This is a genomic window from Saccharomonospora piscinae, from assembly GCF_005862235.1.
GTDB lineage: Bacteria > Actinomycetota > Actinomycetes > Mycobacteriales > Pseudonocardiaceae > Saccharomonospora > Saccharomonospora piscinae.
The window spans coordinates 289,417-311,322 of record NZ_VCEK01000003.1 but is presented as its reverse complement, the minus strand read 5'-3'; the positions used below and the strand labels follow the sequence as shown (position 1 = coordinate 311,322).

The window sequence follows — 21,906 nt, the reverse complement described above, 5'->3', positions numbered from 1 at the left end:
CAACACCCAGCACGGTCACGGGACCATAACGAGTGCCGGGGGGTTGCGCAAACACCCCCCAGCATGTCGTGATCTTCGTCACGAGCCTGCCGGAGAGCTCGCCCGCTCACCCGCCGGGGCGACACGCAGGCCGAACACCCGTTCGGCGTTGCGCCGCGCCGCGTCCGCCACCACCGACACGGGCTGTTCACGCAGCTCGGCGAGTCCCTCGACCGTGTAGGCGGCGCAGTACGGCTCGTTCGGCCTGCCACGGAACGGATGCGGGGTGAGAAACGGCGCATCGGTCTCCACCAGCAGAGCGTCATCGGGCACCAGCCGTGCCGCCTCCCGCAGCGCTCCGGCGTTGCGGAAGGTGACCGGACCCGCGAACGAGAGCACGTAACCCGCGTCGACACAGCGCCGCGCCACCTCGGCGTCACCGGAGAAACAGTGGAACACCACGGTGTCGGGCGCCCCCTCGGACTCCAGGATCGCGAGCACGTCGTCGTGGGCCTCGCGGTCGTGAATCATCAGCGGCTTGCCGAGCCGCTTCGCGAGGTCGATGTGCCAGCGAAACGCCTCCCGCTGCGCGGCGGGCGGCGAGTAGTCCCAGTAGTAGTCCAATCCGGTCTCACCCACCGCCACGACACCGTGGTCCGAAGCGAGTCGCTCCAGTTCGGACCGCTGATCTTCGCCGAAATCCTTGGTGCGCGTGGGATGCAGGGCCACGGCGGCGTGCAGCCGAGCGTCCCACGTCGCCGCCTCGACCACCCAGCGTGCGGAGGCCAGATCGTCCGCCACGGTGACGACGGCGCCGACTCCGGCCGACTCGGCGCGGTCGAGCGCCGCCCGCACAGTCTCGGGCGTGGTGGCCCCACAGGCGTCCAGATGCGTGTGGGAGTCCACCGTCGGCACCGGGAGCGGCGCCGGGACCGGAGGCGGCTGCGACGACCGGCTCACGACTCGCTCCGGATCGGCGCCCACTCCGGGCCGGTCTCGGCCAGCTCGGCGTCCAGCTTCGGGAACAGCGGCTTCGGCTTGGCCAGTGGCCGCCCCGCCTCGACCGGGACGGACTTCCAGCGCGCCTGCTCGGCGGCGTAGTCACCGGTGAGGATCGGATTCACCCGGTCGGGCACGTCGAGGTCGGCGACCTCCCGCAGCTCCGGCTGGGCCGCCCACAGCCCCGTGCCACCGAGCGCCTCGTGGACCTTCTGCGCCGCGTGCGGCAGGAACGGGGTCAGCAGGGTGTTGGCGTCGGACACCACCTGCAGGGCCGTGTGCAGCACCGTGTCCCTGCGGTCCGGGTCGTCCTTCAGCTTCCACGGCTGCTGGTCGGACAGGTACTTGTTGGCCGCCGAGACGACCCGCATGGCCTCCTGGGCGGCCTGCCGGAACCGCGACCGGCCGAGATGCCCGCCCACCGTGTCGAACGCCGCCCTGGCCTGCGCCTTGAGATCCTCGTCGACCTGCGTCGGCGTGTGCGGCGTTGGCACGCCGCCGTTGTTCTTGTGGGCCATCGAGATCGACCGGTTGACGAGATTGCCCCACTCGTTGGCCAGTTCGAAGTTCGTGCGCCGCACGAACTCGTCCCACGTGAAGTCGGTGTCCTGGGTCTCGGGACCGGCGACGCTGATGAAGTAGCGCAGCGTGTCGGGGCCGAACTCGCGCAGGAAGTCGTGGACGTAGATGACCGTGCCACGCGAGGTGGAGAACTTGGAGCCGCTCATGGTGAGGAACTCGCTGGACACGATCTCGTCGGGCAGGTTCAGCCGCCCGTACGGGCCGACCTCGCCGCCGCGGTCGCCCTCGCCGTTGTGGCCGAGCAGGAACGTGGGCCACAGCTGGGCGTGAAAGGTGATGTTGTCCTTGCCCATGAAGTAGTGGGAACGCGCGTCGGGGTTGTTCCACCACTGGCGCCAGGCGTCGGCGTCACCCGAACGGCGCGCCCACTCGACACTCGCGGAGAAGTAGCCGATCACGGCGTCGAACCACACGTAGAAGCGCTTCAGCGGCTGCTCACGCCAGCCGTCCAGCGGGATGCGCACCCCCCAGTCGAGGTCGCGGGTGATGGGCCGGGGCCGCATGTCGTCGACCAGGTTCTTCGTGAAGTTCAGGACGTTGGGCCGCCAGTCGGTCTTGGTCGACAGCCAGGATCCCAGCGACTCCGTGAACGCGGGCAGGTCGAGGAACAGGTGCTCGGTCTCGACGAACTCGGGCTTCTCGCCGTTGATGCGCGAACGCGGGTTGCGCAGCTCGGCGGCGTCGAGCTGGTTGCCGCAGTTGTCGCACTGGTCGCCCCTGGCGCCGTCGTAGCCGCAGATCGGGCACGTGCCCTCGATGTAGCGGTCGGGCAGCGTGCGACCGGTCGAGGGGCTGATGGCTCCCGTCGTGGTCTTCGGGATGACGTAGCCGTTGCGGTGCAGCGCGAGGAAGATCTGCTGGGTGACCTCGGCGTGGTTGCCCGTACTGGTCCTGGTGAACAGGTCGTAGGACAGGCCGAGGCCGCGCAGGTCCTCGGTGATCTGGCGGGTGTACTTGTCGGCGGCCTGCTGCGGGGTCAGGCCCTCCTTCTCGGCCTGCACCTGGATCGGCGTGCCGTGCTCGTCGGTGCCCGACACCATGAGCACCTGGTTGCCAGCCATCCGCTGGTAGCGGGAGAAGACGTCGGACGGGACGCCGAAACCGGACACGTGGCCGATGTGGCGGGGGCCGTTGGCGTAGGGCCAGGCCACCGCGGTCAACACAGGGGTGCTCATGGCCGTTCAGCCTACGGATCGGGCCAGGGGTTTCGTGCGCTAGGGATACCCGAGTGAGGGTGCGTGGCCCGGCGTGGTGCCCGGCGGGAACGCGGCCCCCGGGTTAGCCTCGCGACATGACCGGGCGCGGCGTGGGAGGCATCAGCCTCGCCCCGCATGCCGCCGTGGCCGACTGGGCGGCCTTCGACGCCCGCCGCGCGGTGGCGTTCGCGTCGATCAGCGTCACGGAGAACAGCAACTGGGTGGACCGGCACGCGGCGGAACAGCTCGGCACGGCACTGCGCGCGGGCGTACACGCGGGCATCCGCCACGTCGGCAGGCCGGGCGGCGCGCAGGACCAGGCCCGGCACCTGGTGCGGGTGGGCAAACCGCTCGGCGCGTTCACGCCGGGCACCCTCGCGCCGACTCTCGACGCCCGCGCGGAAGGGGTCGACGACCGGTTCGTCCGCACCTGGATCAGAACGGTGCGGCAGGAGGCCGTCATCCGCCGGGTGCTGGTGTACGGCGAGCCGGAGCACTGGCAGCGGCTCCACCCGGACAAGTGGGCCGACGACGACGTCGTGTTGTGGTCGCCGTGGCACAACGGCATCCCCGGCAGGCCGGGCTGGTTCCATCCGCGGCTCGGCCTGCACGAGCACAGCTGCGCCGACGGCATCGGCCGGCACGCGCTGGTCTACCCGTTCACACTCGCGGACGTGCTGATCTGAGGGGCTCACTCCGGCACGAGCCGCGTGCGCGTGAGGTAGACGTTGTACGGGCCCCACTGGGAGACCAGGAAGTACAGGTCGGTACCGGCCAGCGACCACGGGTGCAGGTATCCCCCGTACACCGCCGGGTACTCGTCGCCGGAGACCAAGACCTCGCCGCGCGTCCACGGCCCGGTGAGCCGTTCGGCCGAACGCAGGACGAGGCCGCGGCGGCGCTCGTCGAGGTGCAGCAACAGCCACCGGCCGAACGTGGTGTGGAAACCGAGCGACATCTCCCCCACCGGGCCGTCCACCACGGGCACGGCCTCGCGCTGCCGCCCGGCCCAGCCCGCGCCGGTCCAGTACTCGAACGCGCTCCTCGCGGGCAGCGCGGCGGGCACGGCGCGCGCGAGATAGGCGTCGCCGTACCGGCCGTTGGTCGTGCCCAGCAGATACACGTGCCCCTCCGAGGCCGCGAACGCGCCGAGCTGGAACCGGTCGTCGCCGCCGCGGTTCGACCAGCGCGCCCGGCGCGGCTTCGCCCACGTGCGGCCCTGGTCGCCGGAGACGGCGAGCCCGGCGTAGTTCGTCCGCCACACCCCAGGGCGGCCCCACCGGCGCACCGACATGTAGTGCAGGTAGTGCGTCCCGTCCACCGCGATCCCGCTGTTGGGAATCACCGTCACCTCGCGGCCCCGCCCCGACGGGAGGACCTGCCTGGCGGCGCCGTCCTGCCGGGCCACCACGCCGTCGAACAGCAGTCCCCCGGAGAGATCGCGCGTGGCCGAGTACGCCAGCACGTTGCGGCGCCAGTCGGCATCGCCGGGACCGGGGCCGCTCCCGCCCCAGCCCCGGCCGTAGGTGTCGCCGAACGCCGCGTACACCCGGCCGTCGCCGGAGTCCCAGAGAATGCCGAGATCCGTGGCGTGGATGCCGAACCGCTCGTCGGTCCGGCTCGGCGACCCGGCACCCGTGACGGGACCGATCCGGGTCGTGTCTCTCACACCCACCACGCCGTCGACGGTAGTCGCGACGACAATGCTCGGCGTGCGAGTGGTGAGGACGGCGCTGCGGGCCACCCCGGAACCGGGCGAGGCCGTCGCGCGGCTGCACCGGCGCGCGCGGGCGGCCGGGCTCGCACCGCCCGCGGCCCTGTCCGGCGACTGGTTCGGCTCGCGCGCGGTGCTCGCGCCGACCGTCCTGGTGCGGCCGGTGACCGATCCCGCGGCGGCGCTGACCACCGTCACGCGGCAACCGCAGGTCGCCGACACCGAGGCGGGCGTGGTCGGCGGCGGCTGGTTCGGCTACCTGTCCTACGACCTGACCGACCCCTCGGGCCGGCACGGCGCACTGCCGCGCGCCGCCTGGGGCTGGGCGGATCACGTGCTGCGCCTCGACACCGACGGGTGCTGGTGGTTCGAGGCCCTCGTCGGCGACGGCGAGGCCGACCCCGTGGCGCTGGCTGCCGAACTCGACGACACGCTGGCCACCGCCGCGCCACTCCACGACCCGGCTTTCACCTGGCGGCCCACCGCACTCGCGTCCGCGCCTCGCGGCGAACACCACGGCGCCGTCGTCAAGTGCGTCCACGCCATCGGCACGGGCGAGCTGTTCCAGGCCAACATCTGCACCCGCCTGTCGGGTGCCTTCCACGGCGAGCCCGCCGCCCTGTTCACCGAGGGGGTGCGCCGCCTGGGCCCCGCCCGCGCCGCCTACCTCGCGGGCGGCTGGGGCGCAGTGGTGTCGCTGTCGCCGGAGCTGTTCGTCGCGCGGCACGGCCGCCGCGTGTGGTCGTGCCCCATCAAGGGCACCCGGCCGCGCCGGGGCCCGCACGACGACGCGCTCGCCGGCGAACTGCGCCGCTCGGTCAAGGACGTCGCCGAGAACGTCATGATCACTGATCTGGTGCGCAACGACCTGGGCCGCGTGTGCGAGGTCGGCAGCGTCCACGTGCCCGAGTTGCTGGCCGTGCGCCCGGCTCCCGGCGTGTGGCACCTCCACTCCACCGTCGCGGGCACGCTGGCCGACGGCCGGGACGACGCCGACCTCCTGCACGCGGCGTTCCCGCCCGGGTCGGTGACCGGCGCCCCGAAGCTTCGTGCCCTCGACCTCGTCGCCGAGCTGGAGTCCGCGCCTCGCGGTGTCTACACCGGCGCGCTCGGCCTGGCCTCACCGGTGGCGGGCCTCGAACTGAACGTCGCCATCCGCACCGCCGAAGTCAGCGGGGGCACCGTCAGCCTGGGCGTGGGCGGCGGCATCACCGCGGACTCCGATCCCGACACGGAGTGGGAGGAGTGCGAGCACAAGGCCGCCCCCTGGCAACACCTCCTGGCCACGCCGCCGTGTCCGCAGCCCCCGTAGCCGTGTCCTCAAGTTGAGTAGCCGTGTCCGCACTTCTCGTAGCCGTGTCCGCATCGTGCGGTGCAAACTCGGCTACCCAGGCTGCGGACACGGTGGACAGGGACTCAGCTTCCCTGGCGCAGCGCTGCGTCGTAGAGCCGTTTGCGCGACACCCCGGCGGCCTGTGCCACCTCGGCCGACGCCGACTTCAACCGCTCGCCTGCCTCGACGCGGGACCGCACCTCGGCCACCAGCGCCGCCATGTCCACCGGCCGGGTACCGGCGCCGTCCAGCACCACGGTGATCTCGCCGCGTACCCCGTCGGCCGCCCAGGTAGCGAGCTCCGCGAGCCCGCCACGGCGCACCTCTTCGTAGGTCTTCGTGAGCTCCCGGCACACCGCGGCCTTCCGATCCGCGCCCAGTACGTCGGCGGCGTCCGCGAGTGTCGCGGCGAGCCGGTGCGGTGACTCGAAGAACACCACGGTGCGCGGCTGCTCGGAGAGCTCACGCAGCCAGCGTGCCCGCTCGCCCGCCTTGCGCGGGGCGAAGCCGTCGAAACAGAACCGGTCCGGCGGCAACCCCGACACGGCGAGCGCGGTCGTCACCGCCGACGGCCCCGGCACGCACGTGACGGGCAGCCCCTCCTCGGCGCACGCCGCGACGAGCCGGTAGCCGGGGTCGGACACGCTCGGCATCCCGGCGTCGGTCACCAGCACCACCGTCTGTCCGGCCCGCAGCGACTCCAGCAGCATGGGCAGGCGCGCCGTCTCGACGTCCTCGTAGAAGCTCACCACCCGCCCACCGGGCCGCACTCCCAGCGCCGTCGCCAAGGCGCGCAGGCGCCGGGTGTCCTCGGCGGCCACCACGTCGGCGTCGGTCAACACCGAGGCGAGGCGCGGGGAGGCGTCGCGGGAGTCGCCGAGCGGGGTCCCAGCCAGTACGAGCGTCACACCGCCAGAGGCTAGCCCGTAGGATCGGAGCCCGTGACCGCACTCCTCACCCGTTCGTCGGCGGGCGGCGTGGGCCGGGCGCCACAACCCCTCCAGCCCCCGAATGACCGCGAGGCCGCACTGCTCGGCAGGCCGATGCCCGGTGACCGGGTCCGCGCCCTGATCGTCACGGTCGTGCTCACCGCGATCGGCGCCCTCGTGCGGCTGCAGAACCTCGGCGTGCCCACCGACAACGGCACCCCGGTCTTCGACGAGAAGCACTACGTCCCGCAGGCGTGGCAGATGCTGCGCAACGGCGGTTACGAGGACAACTACGGCTACGAACTGGTGGTACACCCGCCGCTGGCGAAGCAGCTCATCGCGGTGGGCGAGTGGCTGTTCGGCTACGACGGGTGGGGTTGGCGGTTCAGCGCCGCCGTCGCCGGCGCGCTCATCGTGCTGGTCACCGTGCGAGTGGCCAGGAGACTGACCCGCTCCACCCTGCTCGGCGGTGTCGCGGGGGTGCTCGTCATCGCCGACGGCGTCCTGCACCTGCAGTCGCGAATGGGGATGCTCGACATCTTCATCGCGCTGTTCGTGCTCGCCGCGTTCGCCTGCCTGCTGGCGGACCGCGACCAGGTGCGGGCGCGGCTGGCCCAGGCCGTGCGCGAGGGCTGGATCGACTCCTCGCCCTACGGGCCGAAGCTCGGCTTTCGCTGGTGGCGCTTCGGTACGGGGGTGCTGCTGGGGCTGGCCACGGCCGTCAAGTGGTCCGGTGCGTACTGGGTGATCGCGTTCGGCCTGCTGTGCCTGGCCTTCGACATCGCCGCACGCAGGACCGCCGGGGTGCGCAGGCCGTGGGTGGGTGCGCTGCGACAGGACCTGCTGCCGGTCGCGTGGGCGATCGGGGTCGTGTCCGTGCTCGTGTACCTGGGCAGCTGGTGGGCCTGGTTCGCCAGCGAGACCGCCACCGACCGGAACTACGTGGAGATCGAGAACGTGGGCGGCGGCTTCGGGTTCGTACCGGACGCCCTGCGGTCCCTTGCCCTCTACACCACGAACGTACTGGACTTCCACAGCAACCTGGCCACCCCGGACGGCGACCCGCATCCGTGGGAGTCGAAACCGTGGACGTGGCCCATGGGGCTGCGTCCGATGCTGTATTACTACGAGTCCGGCGACGGCGTCACCGGCTGCGGCGAGTCGGAGTGTGTCAGCGCGACCATGCTCATCGGCACGCCCGCGATGTGGTGGCTGGCGCTACCCGTGCTGGCCTGGGGACTCTGGCGGGCGGTGTTCCGGGGCGACTGGCGCTACGGCGCCGTGCTGGTCGGCTACCTGGCTGGACTGCTGCCCTGGTTCGCGAACCTGGACCGGCAGATGTACTTCTTCTACGCCACGCCGCTGGCCCCGTTCCTCGTGCTGGGCCTGGTGCTGGCGCTCGGTCAGATCCTGGGCAGTTCCCGCGTCGGCGCCGAACGGCGCGGGACCGGCCTGCTGGTCCTCGCGCTCTACGTCGGCCTGGTGGTCGCCAACTTCGTGTGGCTGTGGCCGATCCTCAACGGCGACGCCATCACCTACGACCGGTGGCAGGCCGAGCTGTGGCTGCCGTCATGGCGGTGAGCGGGGTTCACTGCTGGCGGGGAACCAGCTTGGTGACCGGGCCGTCGGGTGAGGTTCCCGCCCTGGACAACCAGCCCTCCACCTCGCGGAACACCGTGTTGAGCGTGGGCCGGTTGCGCGGCTGCGGGTCCAGCGAAGCGGCCAGCAACTGGGCATGCACGCTGCGCCGGGGCAGTTGCGTGGCGGGCTCACCCCGAGCGGCGGCCATCAGCGCCGCCATCGGCGTCTCCCGGGTGCCGCGAGGCGGGTATCCGGACAGCGCGTAGCTGACGGTGGCCGCGAGCTGCCAGGCGTCCGACGCGGGGCTCGCGGGCGCACCGGCCGCGGTCTCCGGGGCCACGTAGTCGGGTGTGCCGACCATCATGCCGGTGGCCGTGAGCTTCGAGTCGCCCTTGTTGCGGGCGATGCCGAAGTCGATGAGGTGCGCCACGCCCTCCGGGTCCACGATCACGTTCGACGGCTTCACGTCGCGGTGCAGGACGCTCTTGCTGTGCGCGGCGGCCAGCGCGCTGGCCATGGTGGCCCACAGTCGTCCGGCCGCCACGTCGTCGAGGGCGCCGCCGTTGTCCACCACCTCGGCGAGCGGCTGGCCCTGCAGGTACTCCATCACCAGCGCGAGCCCGTCGGGCTCCTCAACCAGGTCGTACACACGCACGCAGTTCGGGTGGCTCAGGACGGCGAGCGCCCTGGCCTCGCGCTGCATGCGCTCATGGGTGTCACGATCGGGTGCGTGGGCGATCTTGAGCGCCACCGCGCGGCCGAGCTGGGTGTCCACGGCCTCCCAGACGGTGCCGAACCCGCCGTGCCCGAGTCGCCGGACCCGGCGGAACCGGCTGCTGCCTCCCGAGGGGGAGCCACCGGGCACGGGCACGGGGCCCGGCACCGCGGCCAGCTCACCCTGCGCGTCCTCCGGTGTCGGCGCCACCGAGGTGGGCGCGTACTGCTTCGCGGGCGGTGGAGGGGGTGCCTGCGGTTCGCGGGGATGCACGTGGACCGGTTGCTGCGGCTGTTCCTGCCGCTCGGGTGTGCGGTCGGGCCTGCGGTCGGCGTTCTCGATCGTCGACCAGCTCGGCGGCCCGACGAGCGCCACGGGGATCACGCCGAGCACCACGGTCGGCAGGAAGCCCAGCCAGAGGTGTACGGCGGTGTTGGCCTCGACTCCGGCCGACACCAGCACGAAGACGACGAACGGGACCCACAGCAGCCTGCCGGGCCACTTGGGGCCGCGACGCAGCGCGATCCGCCCGAGCAGCATCACGGCGAGCAGGATGAGCACCGGCAGTCCGACGAGGCCACCGAGGTAGTAGCCGTAGGCGAGCACGTCGCCGGAGGGGTAGAACAGCGTCTCGTAGACGTTCTGGCCGCCGCCGAGGTACTGGTCCTGCGGGCCGACCCAGCTGCAGTACTCCTCCTGCAGGGCGTTGACCTCCACCGGGGCGAGCCCACCGGAGCCACCCTGGAACACGGAGCGGAACACACCGGAGATGCCGCTGACGAGCAGCCACGGGATCAGCAGAATGCCGATGACGCCCAGTCCGGCCAGGCCGGCCAGCGCCCCACCGTGGTAGCGGTTGCCCGTGAACTTGCGCATGAGCGCGACACACGCGGTCGTCCCGACCGGGAACAACGCGACCAGTGCGCCCGCCATGCTCGTCGCCCAGGCCCAGTCGCCGGGGCAAAAACCCGGCTGGAACAACCGATAGGCCAGCGAGAGCAACGAGCTCGCGATCGATTCCACCCCTCGCTCCTTCGCCGCGTCGCCCGGCATCGTTCGAACGCCAAGTATGGCCTGTGTCCGCCGCCGAGCTTACGGCGGGCAGCCGTCCCGCCGCGCACACTGCGGGGTGCGAACGGTACCGGCGGCGCACGTCCACCCGATCGGGCGGTGATCCGCCTGACCTCGCCGGTGACCGCGCCGCGTGCCCGTCTCCGCACTCCCCGGTACCGTTCGCGCGGTCGCTGCCCTGGTGCGGGACCGAGCACGGTCCTACGGTCGTCACCACGTTCTCGACGTGGAGGAGGCGCGATGACCGGCACGGGGTCTGGCGAGTTCGCGAGACGAGAGGCCGAGCAGCTCAGGGCGCGGTACACGGCACAGTACCGGCGCAGTCTGGACGATCCGGACGGCTTCTGGCTGGAGGCCGCCCGCGCCGTCGAGTGGGACCGGCGGCCCAGGGCCGCCCTCGACGACTCCGACGCCCCGCTCTACCGCTGGTTCCCCGACGGGGAGCTGAACACGGCGCACAACGCGCTCGACCGGCACGTCGCCGCCGGGCGGGGCGACACCGACGCGCTGATCTGGGACTCGCCGGTCACCGGTTCGCGGAGTCGGCACACCTACCGCGAACTCCGCGACGCGGTGGCGACGTTCGCGGGTGCGCTGCGCTCGCTCGGGGTGGGCCGCGGTGACCGGGTGATCATCTACCTGCCGATGGTGCCCGAGGCGGTGGTGGCGATGCTCGCCTGCGCCCGTCTCGGCGCGGTGCACTCGGTGGTGTTCGGCGGCTTCGCACCGAAGGAACTCGCGGCCAGGGTGGAGGACGCGCGGCCCACCGTGGTCGTCACGGCGTCGTGCGGCGTGGAGCCCTCCCGCGTGGTGGAGTACGTCCCCATCGTGCGGGAGGCGCTGTCGACCACGAGCCACCAGCCGGACCACGTGGTCGTCCTGCAACGGGAGACGGCCCGCGCCGAGTTGCGCGGTGGCGAACGGGACTGGGCGGAGCTGGTGTCGACGGCCGAGCCCGCCGGACCAGTGACGGTGGCGGCGACCGATCCGCTCTACATCCTCTACACGTCGGGCACCACCGGCCGGCCCAAGGGCGTGGTTCGCGACACGGGCGGGCATGCGGTGGCGCTGGCCTGGTCGATGGCGAACGTCTACGGCATCGGCCCCGGCGACGTGTGGTGGACGGCGTCCGACGTGGGCTGGGTGGTCGGCCACTCCTACATCGTCTACGCCCCGTTGCTGGTGGGAGCGACGACCGTGCTGTTCGAGGGCAAACCGGTCGGAACGCCCGATGCCGGTGCGTTCTGGCGGGTGGCCGCCGAATACGGCGTCAACGCGCTGTTCACCGCTCCCACGGCCATCCGGGCGATCAAGCGCGTCGATCCCGAGGGGGCCGAGCTCGCGCACCACGACCTGAGCCGGCTGCGAACTCTGTTCCTCGCGGGCGAACGTCTGGACCCGCAGACCCACCACTGGGCGAGCGAGCGGGTGGGCGTGCCGGTGATCGACCACTGGTGGCAGACCGAGACGGGCTGGCCCATCGCCGCGAACCCGAGGGGACTCGCCCCGCTGCCGGTGAAGCCGGGCTCGGCGACGGTGCCGATGCCGGGCTGGGACGTGCGCGTGCTGGACCGGTCCGGTGCGGAACAACCCGCAGGTCAGGAGGGTGCGATCACCGTGCGGCTGCCGTTGCCGCCCGGCGCGCTGCCGACGCTGTGGGGCGACGACGACCGGTTCGTGGAGTCCTACCTGTCGCGCTACGAGGGCCATTACCTCACCGGCGACTCGGGCTACGTGGATTCCGACGGCTACCTGTTCGTCATGGGACGTACGGACGACGTCATCAACGTGGCGGGCCATCGACTGTCGACGGGCGCGATGGAGGCGGTGCTGGCTGAGCACCCCGCTGTCGCGGAGTGCGCGGTGATCGGCGTGCGGGACGAGCTGAAGGGCCAGCTCCCGCGCGGATTCGTGGTGCTCAAGGCCGGTGCGGAGATCGCGGAGGACCGGTTGCGCGACGAACTCGTGGCCGCGGTGCGCGCGCAGATCGGCCCCGTGGCCGCCTTCCGCGACGTGGCCGTGGTGGAGGCACTGCCGAAGACCAGGTCGGGCAAGGTGCTGCGCAAGACCATGCGGGCCATCGCCGACGGCCGGGACGAGCCCGTGCCGTCCACGATCGAGGACCCGGAGGTGTTGACCACGCTGCGCTCGGTGCTGCGTACGGCGCCGTAGGCCGCGCGGAACCACTCCCTCGAACGGCGGTTGTCTGGACCAATGATTGGTCTGAACCTGTAGACGTCCTCACGTCCCCACGACCGGAGGTGCTCGTGCGTAGATCCAAGCCCAGAGTGACCCTGGCCGCCGCCGTGGCCTTCACGGCGGCACTGTCGGTGTCGACGGCACTCCCGGCGGCAGCGGAACCCGGCACGGCCGACTCACCGCTCACCGCCGTCATCCCCGCGCCTGCCGAGGTCGAGGCAGACCCAGGCGCGGACTACCGCCTGAAGCCGTCGACGCTGGTCCGCACGGAACCGGGGTCGGCGGCGGCGCGGGCGGTCGGCCGCCAGCTCGCCGACACACTGCGGCCCGCCACCGGCTACCCGATGCCGGTGGTGCCGGCCCACGGCCCGGCGAACGGCATCTCGCTGCTGCTCGACGACGTGGGCGACGACCTGGGCCGGGAAGGCTACCGGCTCGCGGTGAGCCCGCGTGGTGTCACGGTCCGCGCCAACACCCCCGCCGGGCTGTTCGCGGGCAGCCAGACGCTGCGGCAACTGCTGCCGGCCGCGATCGACTCCGACAGCAGGCAGCACGCGGCGTGGACGGTACCCGGCGGCAGTATCACCGATCACCCGCGCTACGACTACCGCGGCGCCATGCTCGACATCGCCCGGCACTTCCACACGCCCGACGAGATCAAGTCCTACATCGACGAGCTGGCGCGCTACAAGATCAATCACTTGCACCTGCACCTGACGGACGACCAGGGCTGGCGCATCGAGATCGAGAGCTGGCCGGAGCTGACCACCGTGGGCGGCGGCCCCGGCACCGGCGTCGACGGAGTGGGCGGCGGCTTCCTCACCAAGGAGGACTACCGCGACCTCGTGTCCTACGCCGCCGACCGCTACATCACGATCGTCCCGGAGATCGACATGCCGGGGCACACCAACTCCGCGCTCTCGACCTACGCGGAACTGAACTGCGACGGCGTCGCACCGCCACCCCGCACCGACATGGCGGTCGGCTACAGCTCGCTGTGCATCGACAAGGAGATCACCTACGAGTTCGTCGAGGACGTCATCCAGGAGATCGCCGAACTCACGCCGGGCCCGTACCTGCACATCGGTGGAGACGAGGCCCACGTGACCTCGGAAGAGGAGTACCGCACGTTCATGCGGCGCGCCGTGCCGCTGGTGGAGAAGTACGGCAAGCGGCCCTTCGGCTGGAACGAGATCGTGCGAGCCGAGCCCACGACGGACACGGTGGCCCAGTACTGGGGCACCGCGACCGAGCACGCGGAAATCGCCGACGCGGTCGAACGCGGCCACCAGGTGATCATGTCGCCCGCCAACCGCACGTACCTCGACATGAAGTACGACGAGGACACCCCGTTGGGGCTCTCGTGGGCCGGCTACATCGAGGTTCGCGACGCCTACGACTGGGATCCGGGCGCCCACGTCACCGGAGTCGGCGAGGATGCCGTGCTGGGTGTCGAGGCACCGCTGTGGTCGGAGACGCTGCGCTCACTGGATCACATCGAGTACATGGCGCTGCCGCGGCTGACCGCCGTCGCCGAACTGGGCTGGTCTCCGCGCAGTAGCCACGACTGGCCGTCGTTCCGCGAACGGCTCGCGGAACAGGGCCCGCGCTGGGAGGCACGCGACGCCGGTTTCTACCGGTCGCCGCAGGTTCCCTGGGCGGAGTGAGTCGCCGGGCGGCGAGGGTGCCGTGCCAGCGGGTGCGGCGCCCTCACCTCGGCTCGGCCCGCATCGAGTCGTACTCGGCCACGATCCGCCGCCATGCCGACTCGACGTGCTCGTGTCGCGTGGCCGGCGATCCGATCGCCAGCCGCAGCAGTACGTGCCCTTCGACCTTGGTGTGGCTGGCGAACAGCGCGCCCGAGTCGTTGAGCCGCTCCAGCAGCGTCATCGTGGCGGCGTTGGAGTCCGTTGTGGACATCCCCGGCCACAGCGGGCGGAAGCAGACCAGCCCGAACGGGTGCCACGGCCACAACGCGAACCTCGTGTCGTCCGCCACCCTGCCCGCGACGTGCCCGGCCAGCTCCACTCCCCGCCGCACGTGGGCGCGCAGCCCCTCGGCGCCGTACCAGCGGATCACCGACCACAGTTTGAGCGCGCGGAACCGGCGGCCCAGCGGGATCTGCCAGTCGCGGTAGTCGACGACCTCGCCCGAGCTGGTGGCGGTGTTACGCAGGTACTCGGGCAGGATCGACAGCGCGTCGACCATCGGGGCGCGGTCGGCGAGCCACAGCACGGAGCAGTCGAAGTTGGTGAGCAGCCACTTGTGCGGGTTGGTGACGTAGGAGTCGGCGTGTTCGGCCACCCCGTCGTTGAGCCACCGCAGCTCGGGGCACACGGCGGCCACCCCGGCGTAGGCGGCGTCGACGTGCAGCCACACACCGTGCCGACGGCAGATCTCCCCGATCCGGCGCACCGGGTCGACCGCCGTCGTGGACGTGGTGCCGACCGTCGCGCACACCATCGTGGGCACGAACCCGGCCGCGACGTCCTCGGCGATCGACTCGTCGAGCCGCGCGGGGTCCATCGCCAGGGTCTCCGGGTCGACGTCCACCACGCGCACGTTGTCCACTCCCACGCCGGTGATCCGCGCTGCCTTCTCCAGCGACGAGTGGGTCTGCGACGACACGTACAGCCGGTGGCGGCCCTCGCCCGCACGCTGCCGCGCCGCCAGCACCGCGACGACGGCGGCGCTGGAGGCCGAGTCCTGGATGACGCCGCCACCGGCACCGTCGGCATCGGTACGGAAGCGAGGCGGCAGATCGAGCAGGTCGGCGAGCCAGTCGACGACGAGCGTCTCCAGCTCGGTGCAGGCCGGGCTGGTGGCCCACAGCATCCCCTGCACCCCGAGACCCGACGAGAGCAGGTCACCGAGAATGGCGGGGCCGCTGGCGTTGGCGGGGAAGTAGCCGAAGAAGCTCGGATGCTGCCAGTGGGTGATCCCGGGCAGGATCACGCGGTCGAGGTCGGCGAGCACGGCGTCGAAGGACTCCCCGCGCTCGGGCGGATGCGCGGGCAGCGCGGCCCGCACCTCGCCCGGTGCGACGGTGGAGCGCACCGGGTGTCGCTCGACGGTGGCCAGGTAGTCCGCGATCCGGTCGACGACCTGCCTGCCGTAGGTGCGGAACTGCTCCGGTGTCATGTGCTCGCGCATTTGACCGACTCTAGATTCTGGAGTTGACCTTGACACCGGTGTCAGTCCCTACGGTCCGCGTCATGACCGTCATCTTCGAGAACCACGTCGTCGTCGTGACCGGTGCGGGCTCCGGCATCGGCCGGGCCACCGCCGTCGCGTTCGCCCGTGCCGGTGCGCGGGTACTCGGTGTCGGCAGGCGCCCCCACGCACTGGCCGACACCGCGAACCGGCACCCCGCCATCGCCACCCACGCGGCCGACCTGCGGGAGCCCGGTTCGGCGACCGAGATCGTCGACGCCGCGCTCGACCGCTGGGACCGCCTCGACGTCGTCGTCCACAACGCCGGGATCTTCGCCGCCATGCCGCTGGCTGACACCGACCCCGAGCGGGTGACCGACCTGTTCGCCACCAACGTGCTCGCGCCCAGCCTGCTCACCACGGCGGCCCTGCCCGCGCTCCGCCGTGCGCGCGGGTCGATCGTCACCGTGTCGAGCGTCCTCGGCCACCGGCCCGCTCCCGGAGCGGGTCACTACGGCGCGTCGAAGGCCGCGCTCGACCAGCTCACCCGCACGTGGGCACTGGAAGTGGCCGCCGACGGCATCCGCGTGAACGGCGTCGCGCCGGGGCCCGCGGAGAGTGAGGCACTCGCCGCCTCCGGGCTGTCCGCCGCGACCGTCGAGGACGTCAAGCGGCAGGAGCGGGAACGCATTCCGCTCGGCAGGCGTGGCACTCCCGAGGACGTCGCCACGTGGGTCGTTCGCCTGGCCGACCCGGAGGCCACCTGGCTCACCGGCCAGGTGCTCACCGTGGACGGCGGGCTCGAACTGGCCTAGTCACCGCTCGCTAGGATGGGCGCATGTCAGAACCCGCAGGCAAGGTCTCCTTGACCGGCATCAAACCGTCCGGAGAGGTCCACCTGGGCAACCTCGTGGGCGCGATCCGTCCGGCGCTGCGGTTGGCCGAACAGTACGACTCGCTGTACTTCATCGCCGACTACCACGCGCTGACGAGCATTCGCGACCCCAAGCTGCTCAGGCACTACTCGCGCTCGGTGGCCGCGTCGTGGCTCGCCGCGGGGCTCGACCCCGACCGCACCACGTTCTACGTGCAGTCGGACGTGCCCGAGATCTTCGAGCTGAACTGGGTGCTGTCGTGCGTCACGGGCAAGGGCCTCATGAACCGGGCCCACGCCTACAAGGCTTCCCGCGACCGCAACGTCGAGGCCGGTGAGGACCCGGACGCGGGTGTGAACATGGGACTGTTCAACTACCCCATCCTCATGGCGGTCGACATCCTCATTATGGAGACCGACGTGGTGCCCGTCGGTAAAGACCAGGTGCAGCACGTCGAGTACGCCGCCGACATCGCGGGCAGCTTCAACCACCTCTACGGCGACTCCTACGCCTTCAAGGTTCCCGAGGCGATCATCCCGGACAGCGGGACGGGTGACGTGCTGCCCGGCCTCGACGGCCGCAAGATGAGCAAGTCCTACGACAACACGATTCCGCTGTTCCTGCCGGAGAACAAGCTCAAGAAGCTGGTCCGGCGCATCCCCACCGACAGCACCCCGGTGGAGGCGCCGAAGGACCCGGACAGCTCGGCGGTGTTCCAGCTGCTCGACCAGTTCGCGCCGGCCTCGGCGGCCGACGTCGTCGCCGACACCCGAAAGCGCCTCGAAGCGGGCGGCATGGGCTGGGGCGAGCTGAAGAACGTCCTGTTCGAGGTGTTGAACGCCGAGCTGACGCCGATGCGCGAGCGGTACAACGCGTATCTGGAGCCGGGAAGCGAGCTGGACGACGTGCTCGCCCGGGGCGCGGAGCGTGCCCGCGAGCGGGCGGGCAGGGTGCTCACGGCGGTGCGCAAAGCCGTCGGTGTCGCCTGAGCCGACGCCCGTCGTGAGGCCACTCGCGGCAGGCGATCCCCGCGTACTCGGCCCGTACCGCGCGCTCGGCGTGCTGGGCGACGGTGGGATGGGCCGGGTGCTGCTGGCGACCGGGCCCGACGGCAGGCCCGCCGCGGTGAAGCTGGTCCACGACTTCCTCGCGCGCGACGCCGTGTTCCGCGAGCGGTTCCGCCGGGAGATCGCGGCCTGCCGGCTGGTCTCGGGTGCCTACACGGCCCCGGTGCTCGACGCCGACCCGGACGCGCCGACACCGTGGCTGGCCACCCGCTACGTCCCGGGGCCGTCGCTGGGGCTCGCGGTGACCTCGACCGGGCCGTTCCCGGCGGAGTCACTGCGCCTGCTCGCCGTGGGCCTCGCCACGGCGCTGGCCGACATCCACCGAGCCGGGCTCGTCCACCGGGACCTCAAGCCCGCCAACCTGCTGCTGGCACACGACGGTCCCCGGGTCATCGACTTCGGCATCGCCAGAGCCGCCGAGGACGACACCGAGCTGACGGGCACGGGCGCGGTCATCGGGTCGCCGGAATTCATGTCGCCCGAGCAGGCGCACGGTCGCGAACTGACACCGGCCACCGACGTCTTCTCGCTGGGCACGGTGCTCGTGTTCGCGGCCACCGGGCGCGGGCCCTTCGCTGGCTCGTCGGCGGCCCAGTCGCTGTACAACGTGGCGCACGCCGACCCGGACCTCGACGGGGTGCCACCGCCCCTGCGCGACGTCGTGGCCGCGTGCCTGGACAAGGACCCGCGGCGACGGCCCACGCCCGGTGACCTGCTGGACCGGCTCACCGGGGACGTCCGGCCCGGCGCCGAGCCCTGGCCACCGTCGGTCCACGAGCTGATCCGCGAGCGGGAGGCGGACGCCGCGCGCGCCCTTCTCGCGCCCCCGCCCACGGCGGACCGGTCCGCGGCGACCCGGCGGCGAGCAGTGCGCACGGGAATCCTCGCCGCGGTGGTAGTGACCGCGTTCGCGGCGACACTCCCGTTCCTGGTCGAACCCGACACCCGCGCGGGCCACGCGGCGCCGGGCGGTGGTGTTCCCGACGCGCTTCCGGCCCAACCGCCGCCCGGTGAGTCCGGCTCGCCCACAACGTCGCCGGCACCGGCCGACGACGGCCCGCTGGGTCTCGACCGGCTCAGGGCCGTGGACCCCTGCGCGGTGCTGCCGTCCGAGCTGACGCCCCAGCCTGCCGTGCATCTCGAACGCTGTACCTACGAACACGCCGACGGGCGCTGGTTCGACCTGGCGCTGGGGGACCGGGTGCCGGTGAACCCCACACCGGACGAGGACGCGGACCCCGTCGACCACACGGAGATCGACGGGTTGTCCCTCGTCGTGGACCAGGGCGGCGAGGGACGGTGCGAGACCGTCGCGGTCCTGCCCGGCCACGCCGATCTGGGAGTCAGCGTCACCGTCGGCCCCGGCGTCGGTGACGTCACGGCCGCCCCCTGCGCGAGCGCCCACGCCGTGCTGTCGGATGCCCTCGCGGTGTTGCGTGACGGCGGGCCCGAGCGGGAGAACAGCACCGGCTCGCTGGCCACTGTGGACCCGTGTGCGCTGCTCGGCCCCTCCGACGTCTCGCGCCTGTTCGGCGTGTCCGGCACTTCCCGGCCCGAGCGGTTGTACCGGTGCGAGTGGGAACTCACCGGGACGTTGGTGGTGGAGCTGTCGCGCGACGTCGACCCGGCCGCGCTCGAGGACCGCTGGCAGGAGCGCGAACTCGCGGGCCGCACGGTCTACACGCAACCGGAACCGCAGGCGGGTAGCCCGTCGTGTGCCGTGAGCTGGGCGCACCGCGAGCCCGACGACGGGCCCTCCACTCAGGCGGAGGTCATTCGCCTGCGCTACCTCGCGACCGCCAGCGGCCGTCCGGTCGACGACGTCTGTGCCGACGTCGTCGCGGCGGCCGAGACCGTCCTGCCGAAACTCCCGGCACCGTGAAGCCGCTGCGCCCCGACGACCCGCGCCGAGTGGGCCGCTACCGCACGCTGGCCGCGCTCGGCGAGGGCGGTATGGGCAGGGTGTTGCTCGCGGTGGCGCCGGACGGCCGGTTCGCCGCCGTCAAGCACGTGTTCGCCTCGCTCGCGGGTGATCCCGTGTTCCGGGACCGGTTCCGGCGCGAGGTGGCGGCCTCCCGACTCGTCTCCGGCGCCTACACCGCACCGGTACTCGACGCGGACACCGAGTCCGACACGCCGTGGCTGGCCTCGGCCTACGTGCCCGGCCCGACGCTGGCCGACGTCCTGGAGGCGAACGGCCCGCTGGACGTGGGCGGGGTCCGCCACCTGGCGCTGACCCTGGCGGTCGCGCTGGCCGACATCCACAGGGCCGGGCTGGTCCATCGGGACCTCAAGCCCGGCAACGTGCTGCTCACCCACGACGGGCCGAGGGTCATCGACTTCGGCATCGCACGCGCACTGGACGAGTCCGGGCTGACGGCCACGGGCGCGCTCATCGGCTCCCCCGCCTTCATGTCACCCGAGCAGGCACTCGGCACCGAGCTCACCCCGGCCAGCGACGTGTTCTCCCTCGGGTCCCTGCTGGTGACAGCGGCGACGGGGCAGCGTCCGTTCGCGGCGCCGTCCACCCCGCAGACCCTTTTCAACGTGGCGCACGGTGAGCCGGACCTGTCGCCGCTGCCCGCCGAGGTCCGCGCGTTCGTAGAGCCGTGTCTGGCGAAGGACCCCGCCTCGCGCCCCACGTCGCGGCAGCTCGTGGAGCTGCTCGGCAGCGTGCCGCCGGGGATGGCCCCGTGGCCACCGTCGGTCGCCGCCCACATCGCACGGCAGGAGCAACTGCTGCGCACCGTCGTGGCTGCGCCGCCACCGCCGCCCGCGCCCAGCCCGGCCGCGCCGGTGCGGCGGCGGCACGGCAGGTCCGGCGCGGCGGGCCGGGTCGGCGTCCCGCTGGCCGCGTTCGCCGCCGCGCTGGCCGCCGTCCTGGTCGTCGTGCTCACCACCGGAGGCGGGGAGTCACCGCCACCGGACGACGCCGCGCCGGAACCCGCGGTCGGTCAGGGAGAGGCGCTCGCGGCCGAGTGGCTGCGCCGGGTCGATCCGTGCGCGGTCCTGGCGGGCGTGAGCGTGCCGGGGCTGGGCACGCTCACGCCGGAGGACGCCCCGTTCTCGCTGCACCGATGCCGCTACGACACCACCGACGGCACGGTCCGGCTCGGACTGGGCGAGGACCTCTACCCCGGCGCGCGCGAGGGTGGCGCGGTGGCGGGGCGCCCCGTGCTGCTCACGAACCTCACCGGCGGCTGCGAGGCATCGGCTCAGCTCACCGACGAACCCGAGCTGGTGGTGACCGTCAGCGACAGCTCCGCACGGACGTGCGAGGGCCCCGAGGCGGTACTGGCCGAGGCGCTCCCCCGGCTGCGCACCGACCGGGTCCTGCGCGAGCTGCCCGCCGACAGCGCGCTGGCGGTCGAGATGTGCGGGCTGCTGCCGGACGGAACCGTGCGGGAACTGCTCGGCCCGGCCACGGCGAGCGGCACGGGCCTGCACGGCTGCGAGTGGGACGGCGAACGCACGGTTCGCGTGCGCGTGCAGCCGGGAGTTCCCGGCCTGCCGCCGGAGGAGAACGCCGAGCCCGTCACTCTCGACGGCGTGGAGGCCCACGCCACCAGCGACGGCGAGTACTGCGCCATCACCTGGCAGCACCGGCGGATCAACGACGATCTCAGCGAGGAGGTGTCCGTGTTCTACCTCCAGTCGGACGGCGACCCGTGCGAACGAGCCCAGCGCCTCGCAGCGGAGGTCGTGACGGCCCTGCCGCGTGCGTGAGCGCGGGTTGTGGGGGGCGCCGCGAAGGCCACCCTCGCTGCGTCTGACGCAGTCAAGGTGGCCTTCGCTGCGTCTCGTGCAGTCAAGGTGGCCTTCGCGGCACCCCACGCCGTCAGCCGGCACGGCGCAGCGCGCGGCGCGCCGACTCCTCGGCGGCCGCGCGGTCATCGCCGAGGCCCGCCGCGAGGTTGACGGCCAGCGGCAGGAGCACCTGCTCGACACCGTGGCCCTCATCGCCGAAGAACCCCGCGATCTCCAGCAGCACATAGCCGTGGACGGCGCTCCAGAGCTGCGCCGCGGCGGCCGACGGCTCGGGGACGGTTCCCCGCCCTGAGGCGGCGAGGCGTTCGACGGCCGCGACGAGGTGCCCGAACGCGCGCCTGCCCTCCTCGAGCTCGGTGGGGCTGCCCGTGCCCAGCAGGTCGGTGCGCTGGCCCCTGCGGCTGGCGCTCACGGCGGTGATGCCGAACATCAGCCGGTAGAGCTGCGAGTTCTCCAGCGCCTCGGCGCGGTAGGCGAGCCCGAGCGTGACGGCATCACACAGGGCGTCGTCGCTCCGGCTGACGGCGGCCAGGCGCCGGTCGAGGCGCTCGAAGCCCTCGCGCACCACGGCGTCGACGAGGTCGGGCATTCCGCCGAAGTGCGTGTAGACGGCCATGCTGGAGGCGCCGACTTCGGCCGCGACCCTGCGCGCCTGCACGGCTTCGGGGCCACCCGCGGCGAGCAGCCGGATCGCCGCGTCCACCAGTCGCTGTTTCGGGGTGCTACCGCCCTCGTTGTCCCTCAC

At 72.4% G+C, this 21,906-nt stretch carries 16 protein-coding genes; 9 read left to right on the top strand and 7 right to left on the bottom strand.

The annotated features are described in order from the left end of the window. Nucleotides 1–78: 78 nt before the first annotated feature. Nucleotides 79–939: a TatD family hydrolase gene (locus tag FFT09_RS12590; protein ID WP_138382818.1), complete on the bottom strand. Its 861-nt coding sequence runs from the start codon at nucleotides 937–939 to the stop codon at nucleotides 79–81. Then, nucleotides 936–2,735 carry a methionine--tRNA ligase gene (metG, locus tag FFT09_RS12585; protein ID WP_138382817.1) on the bottom strand — a complete coding sequence of 600 codons (1,800 nt, stop codon included), beginning with the start codon at nucleotides 2,733–2,735 and terminating at the stop codon, nucleotides 936–938. Before metG ends, FFT09_RS12590 begins: the two co-directional genes overlap by 4 nt. A 116-nt stretch (nucleotides 2,736–2,851) precedes the next feature. Here metG and FFT09_RS12580 point away from each other — a divergent pair, with 116 nt between their 5' ends. Then, nucleotides 2,852–3,442, top strand: coding sequence for a glycoside hydrolase family 25 domain-containing protein (locus tag FFT09_RS12580; RefSeq protein WP_138382816.1), 591 nt, complete (start codon nucleotides 2,852–2,854; stop codon nucleotides 3,440–3,442). Nucleotides 3,443–3,447: 5 nt separating this feature from the next. Here FFT09_RS12580 and FFT09_RS12575 read toward each other — a convergent pair whose 3' ends face one another. Then, a complete protein-coding gene (locus FFT09_RS12575) occupies nucleotides 3,448–4,434 on the bottom strand; it encodes a DUF4185 domain-containing protein (protein ID WP_138382815.1) in 987 nt (328 codons plus the stop codon). Between the two features lie 34 nt (nucleotides 4,435–4,468). Here FFT09_RS12575 and FFT09_RS12570 point away from each other — a divergent pair, with 34 nt between their 5' ends. Then, the gene (locus FFT09_RS12570) at nucleotides 4,469–5,782 is read left to right on the top strand and encodes an aminodeoxychorismate synthase component I (protein WP_425273056.1); all 1,314 of its coding nucleotides are present in this window, start codon (nucleotides 4,469–4,471) and stop codon (nucleotides 5,780–5,782) included. Nucleotides 5,783–5,886: 104 nt separating this feature from the next. Here the strand turns inward: FFT09_RS12570 and rsmI are convergent, their stop codons facing one another. Beyond that, complete coding sequence (gene rsmI / locus FFT09_RS12565; RefSeq protein WP_138382813.1) at nucleotides 5,887–6,711, bottom strand: 16S rRNA (cytidine(1402)-2'-O)-methyltransferase; 825 nt, start codon at nucleotides 6,709–6,711, stop codon at nucleotides 5,887–5,889. A gap of 33 nt (nucleotides 6,712–6,744) precedes the next feature. Between rsmI and FFT09_RS12560 the strand changes: the two genes are divergently transcribed. Continuing rightward, nucleotides 6,745–8,313 carry a dolichyl-phosphate-mannose--protein mannosyltransferase gene (locus FFT09_RS12560; RefSeq protein WP_138382812.1) on the top strand — a complete coding sequence of 523 codons (1,569 nt, stop codon included), beginning with the start codon at nucleotides 6,745–6,747 and terminating at the stop codon, nucleotides 8,311–8,313. Nucleotides 8,314–8,320: 7 nt separating this feature from the next. Here the strand turns inward: FFT09_RS12560 and FFT09_RS12555 are convergent, their stop codons facing one another. Continuing rightward, the gene (locus FFT09_RS12555; RefSeq protein ID WP_081191586.1) at nucleotides 8,321–10,051 is read right to left on the bottom strand and encodes a serine/threonine-protein kinase; all 1,731 of its coding nucleotides are present in this window, start codon (nucleotides 10,049–10,051) and stop codon (nucleotides 8,321–8,323) included. Between the two features lie 288 nt (nucleotides 10,052–10,339). On the opposite strand from FFT09_RS12555, the gene FFT09_RS12550 reads away from it, so the two are divergent. Next, nucleotides 10,340–12,271: a propionyl-CoA synthetase gene (locus FFT09_RS12550; protein WP_138382811.1), complete on the top strand. Its 1,932-nt coding sequence runs from the start codon at nucleotides 10,340–10,342 to the stop codon at nucleotides 12,269–12,271. A 95-nt stretch (nucleotides 12,272–12,366) separates the two neighbouring features. Beyond that, the gene (locus FFT09_RS12545) at nucleotides 12,367–13,965 is read left to right on the top strand and encodes a beta-N-acetylhexosaminidase (protein ID WP_081192325.1); all 1,599 of its coding nucleotides are present in this window, start codon (nucleotides 12,367–12,369) and stop codon (nucleotides 13,963–13,965) included. Between the two features lie 43 nt (nucleotides 13,966–14,008). Here the strand turns inward: FFT09_RS12545 and FFT09_RS12540 are convergent, their stop codons facing one another. Then, the gene (locus tag FFT09_RS12540; protein WP_081192327.1) at nucleotides 14,009–15,439 is read right to left on the bottom strand and encodes an aminotransferase class V-fold PLP-dependent enzyme; all 1,431 of its coding nucleotides are present in this window, start codon (nucleotides 15,437–15,439) and stop codon (nucleotides 14,009–14,011) included. Between the two features lie 74 nt (nucleotides 15,440–15,513). Between FFT09_RS12540 and FFT09_RS12535 the strand changes: the two genes are divergently transcribed. From FFT09_RS12535 to FFT09_RS12520, 4 genes are read left to right on the top strand one after another with little or no spacing between them, the layout of a single operon-like run. Continuing rightward, nucleotides 15,514–16,266 carry an SDR family NAD(P)-dependent oxidoreductase gene (locus FFT09_RS12535; RefSeq protein ID WP_138382810.1) on the top strand — a complete coding sequence of 251 codons (753 nt, stop codon included), beginning with the start codon at nucleotides 15,514–15,516 and terminating at the stop codon, nucleotides 16,264–16,266. A 23-nt stretch (nucleotides 16,267–16,289) separates the two neighbouring features. Then, a complete protein-coding gene (locus tag FFT09_RS12530; RefSeq protein ID WP_081191589.1) occupies nucleotides 16,290–17,315 on the top strand; it encodes a tryptophan--tRNA ligase in 1,026 nt (341 codons plus the stop codon). 13 nt (nucleotides 17,316–17,328) lie between these two features. Beyond that, nucleotides 17,329–19,275: a serine/threonine-protein kinase gene (locus FFT09_RS12525; RefSeq protein WP_138382809.1), complete on the top strand. Its 1,947-nt coding sequence runs from the start codon at nucleotides 17,329–17,331 to the stop codon at nucleotides 19,273–19,275. After that, nucleotides 19,272–21,119, top strand: a complete 1,848-nt coding sequence (locus FFT09_RS12520; protein ID WP_081191590.1) for a serine/threonine-protein kinase — start codon at nucleotides 19,272–19,274, stop codon at nucleotides 21,117–21,119. The genes FFT09_RS12525 and FFT09_RS12520 overlap by 4 nt, the downstream gene beginning before the upstream one ends. Before the next feature lie 112 nt (nucleotides 21,120–21,231). Here FFT09_RS12520 and FFT09_RS12515 read toward each other — a convergent pair whose 3' ends face one another. Further along, a complete protein-coding gene (locus FFT09_RS12515; RefSeq protein ID WP_244231344.1) occupies nucleotides 21,232–21,906 on the bottom strand; it encodes a TetR/AcrR family transcriptional regulator in 675 nt (224 codons plus the stop codon).

What these genes read in the sequence shown, in the direction of transcription:
- metG (WP_138382817.1), bottom strand. Translation starts at nt 2,735, where the DNA reads ATGAGCACCCCTGTGTTGACCGCGGTGGCCTGGCCCTACGCCAACGGC.
- FFT09_RS12580 (WP_138382816.1), top strand. Translation starts at nt 2,852, where the DNA reads ATGACCGGGCGCGGCGTGGGAGGCATCAGCCTCGCCCCGCATGCCGCC.
- FFT09_RS12550 (WP_138382811.1), top strand. Translation starts at nt 10,340, where the DNA reads ATGACCGGCACGGGGTCTGGCGAGTTCGCGAGACGAGAGGCCGAGCAG.
- FFT09_RS12540 (WP_081192327.1), bottom strand. Translation starts at nt 15,439, where the DNA reads ATGACACCGGAGCAGTTCCGCACCTACGGCAGGCAGGTCGTCGACCGG.
- FFT09_RS12535 (WP_138382810.1), top strand. Translation starts at nt 15,514, where the DNA reads ATGACCGTCATCTTCGAGAACCACGTCGTCGTCGTGACCGGTGCGGGC.
- FFT09_RS12530 (WP_081191589.1), top strand. Translation starts at nt 16,290, where the DNA reads ATGTCAGAACCCGCAGGCAAGGTCTCCTTGACCGGCATCAAACCGTCC.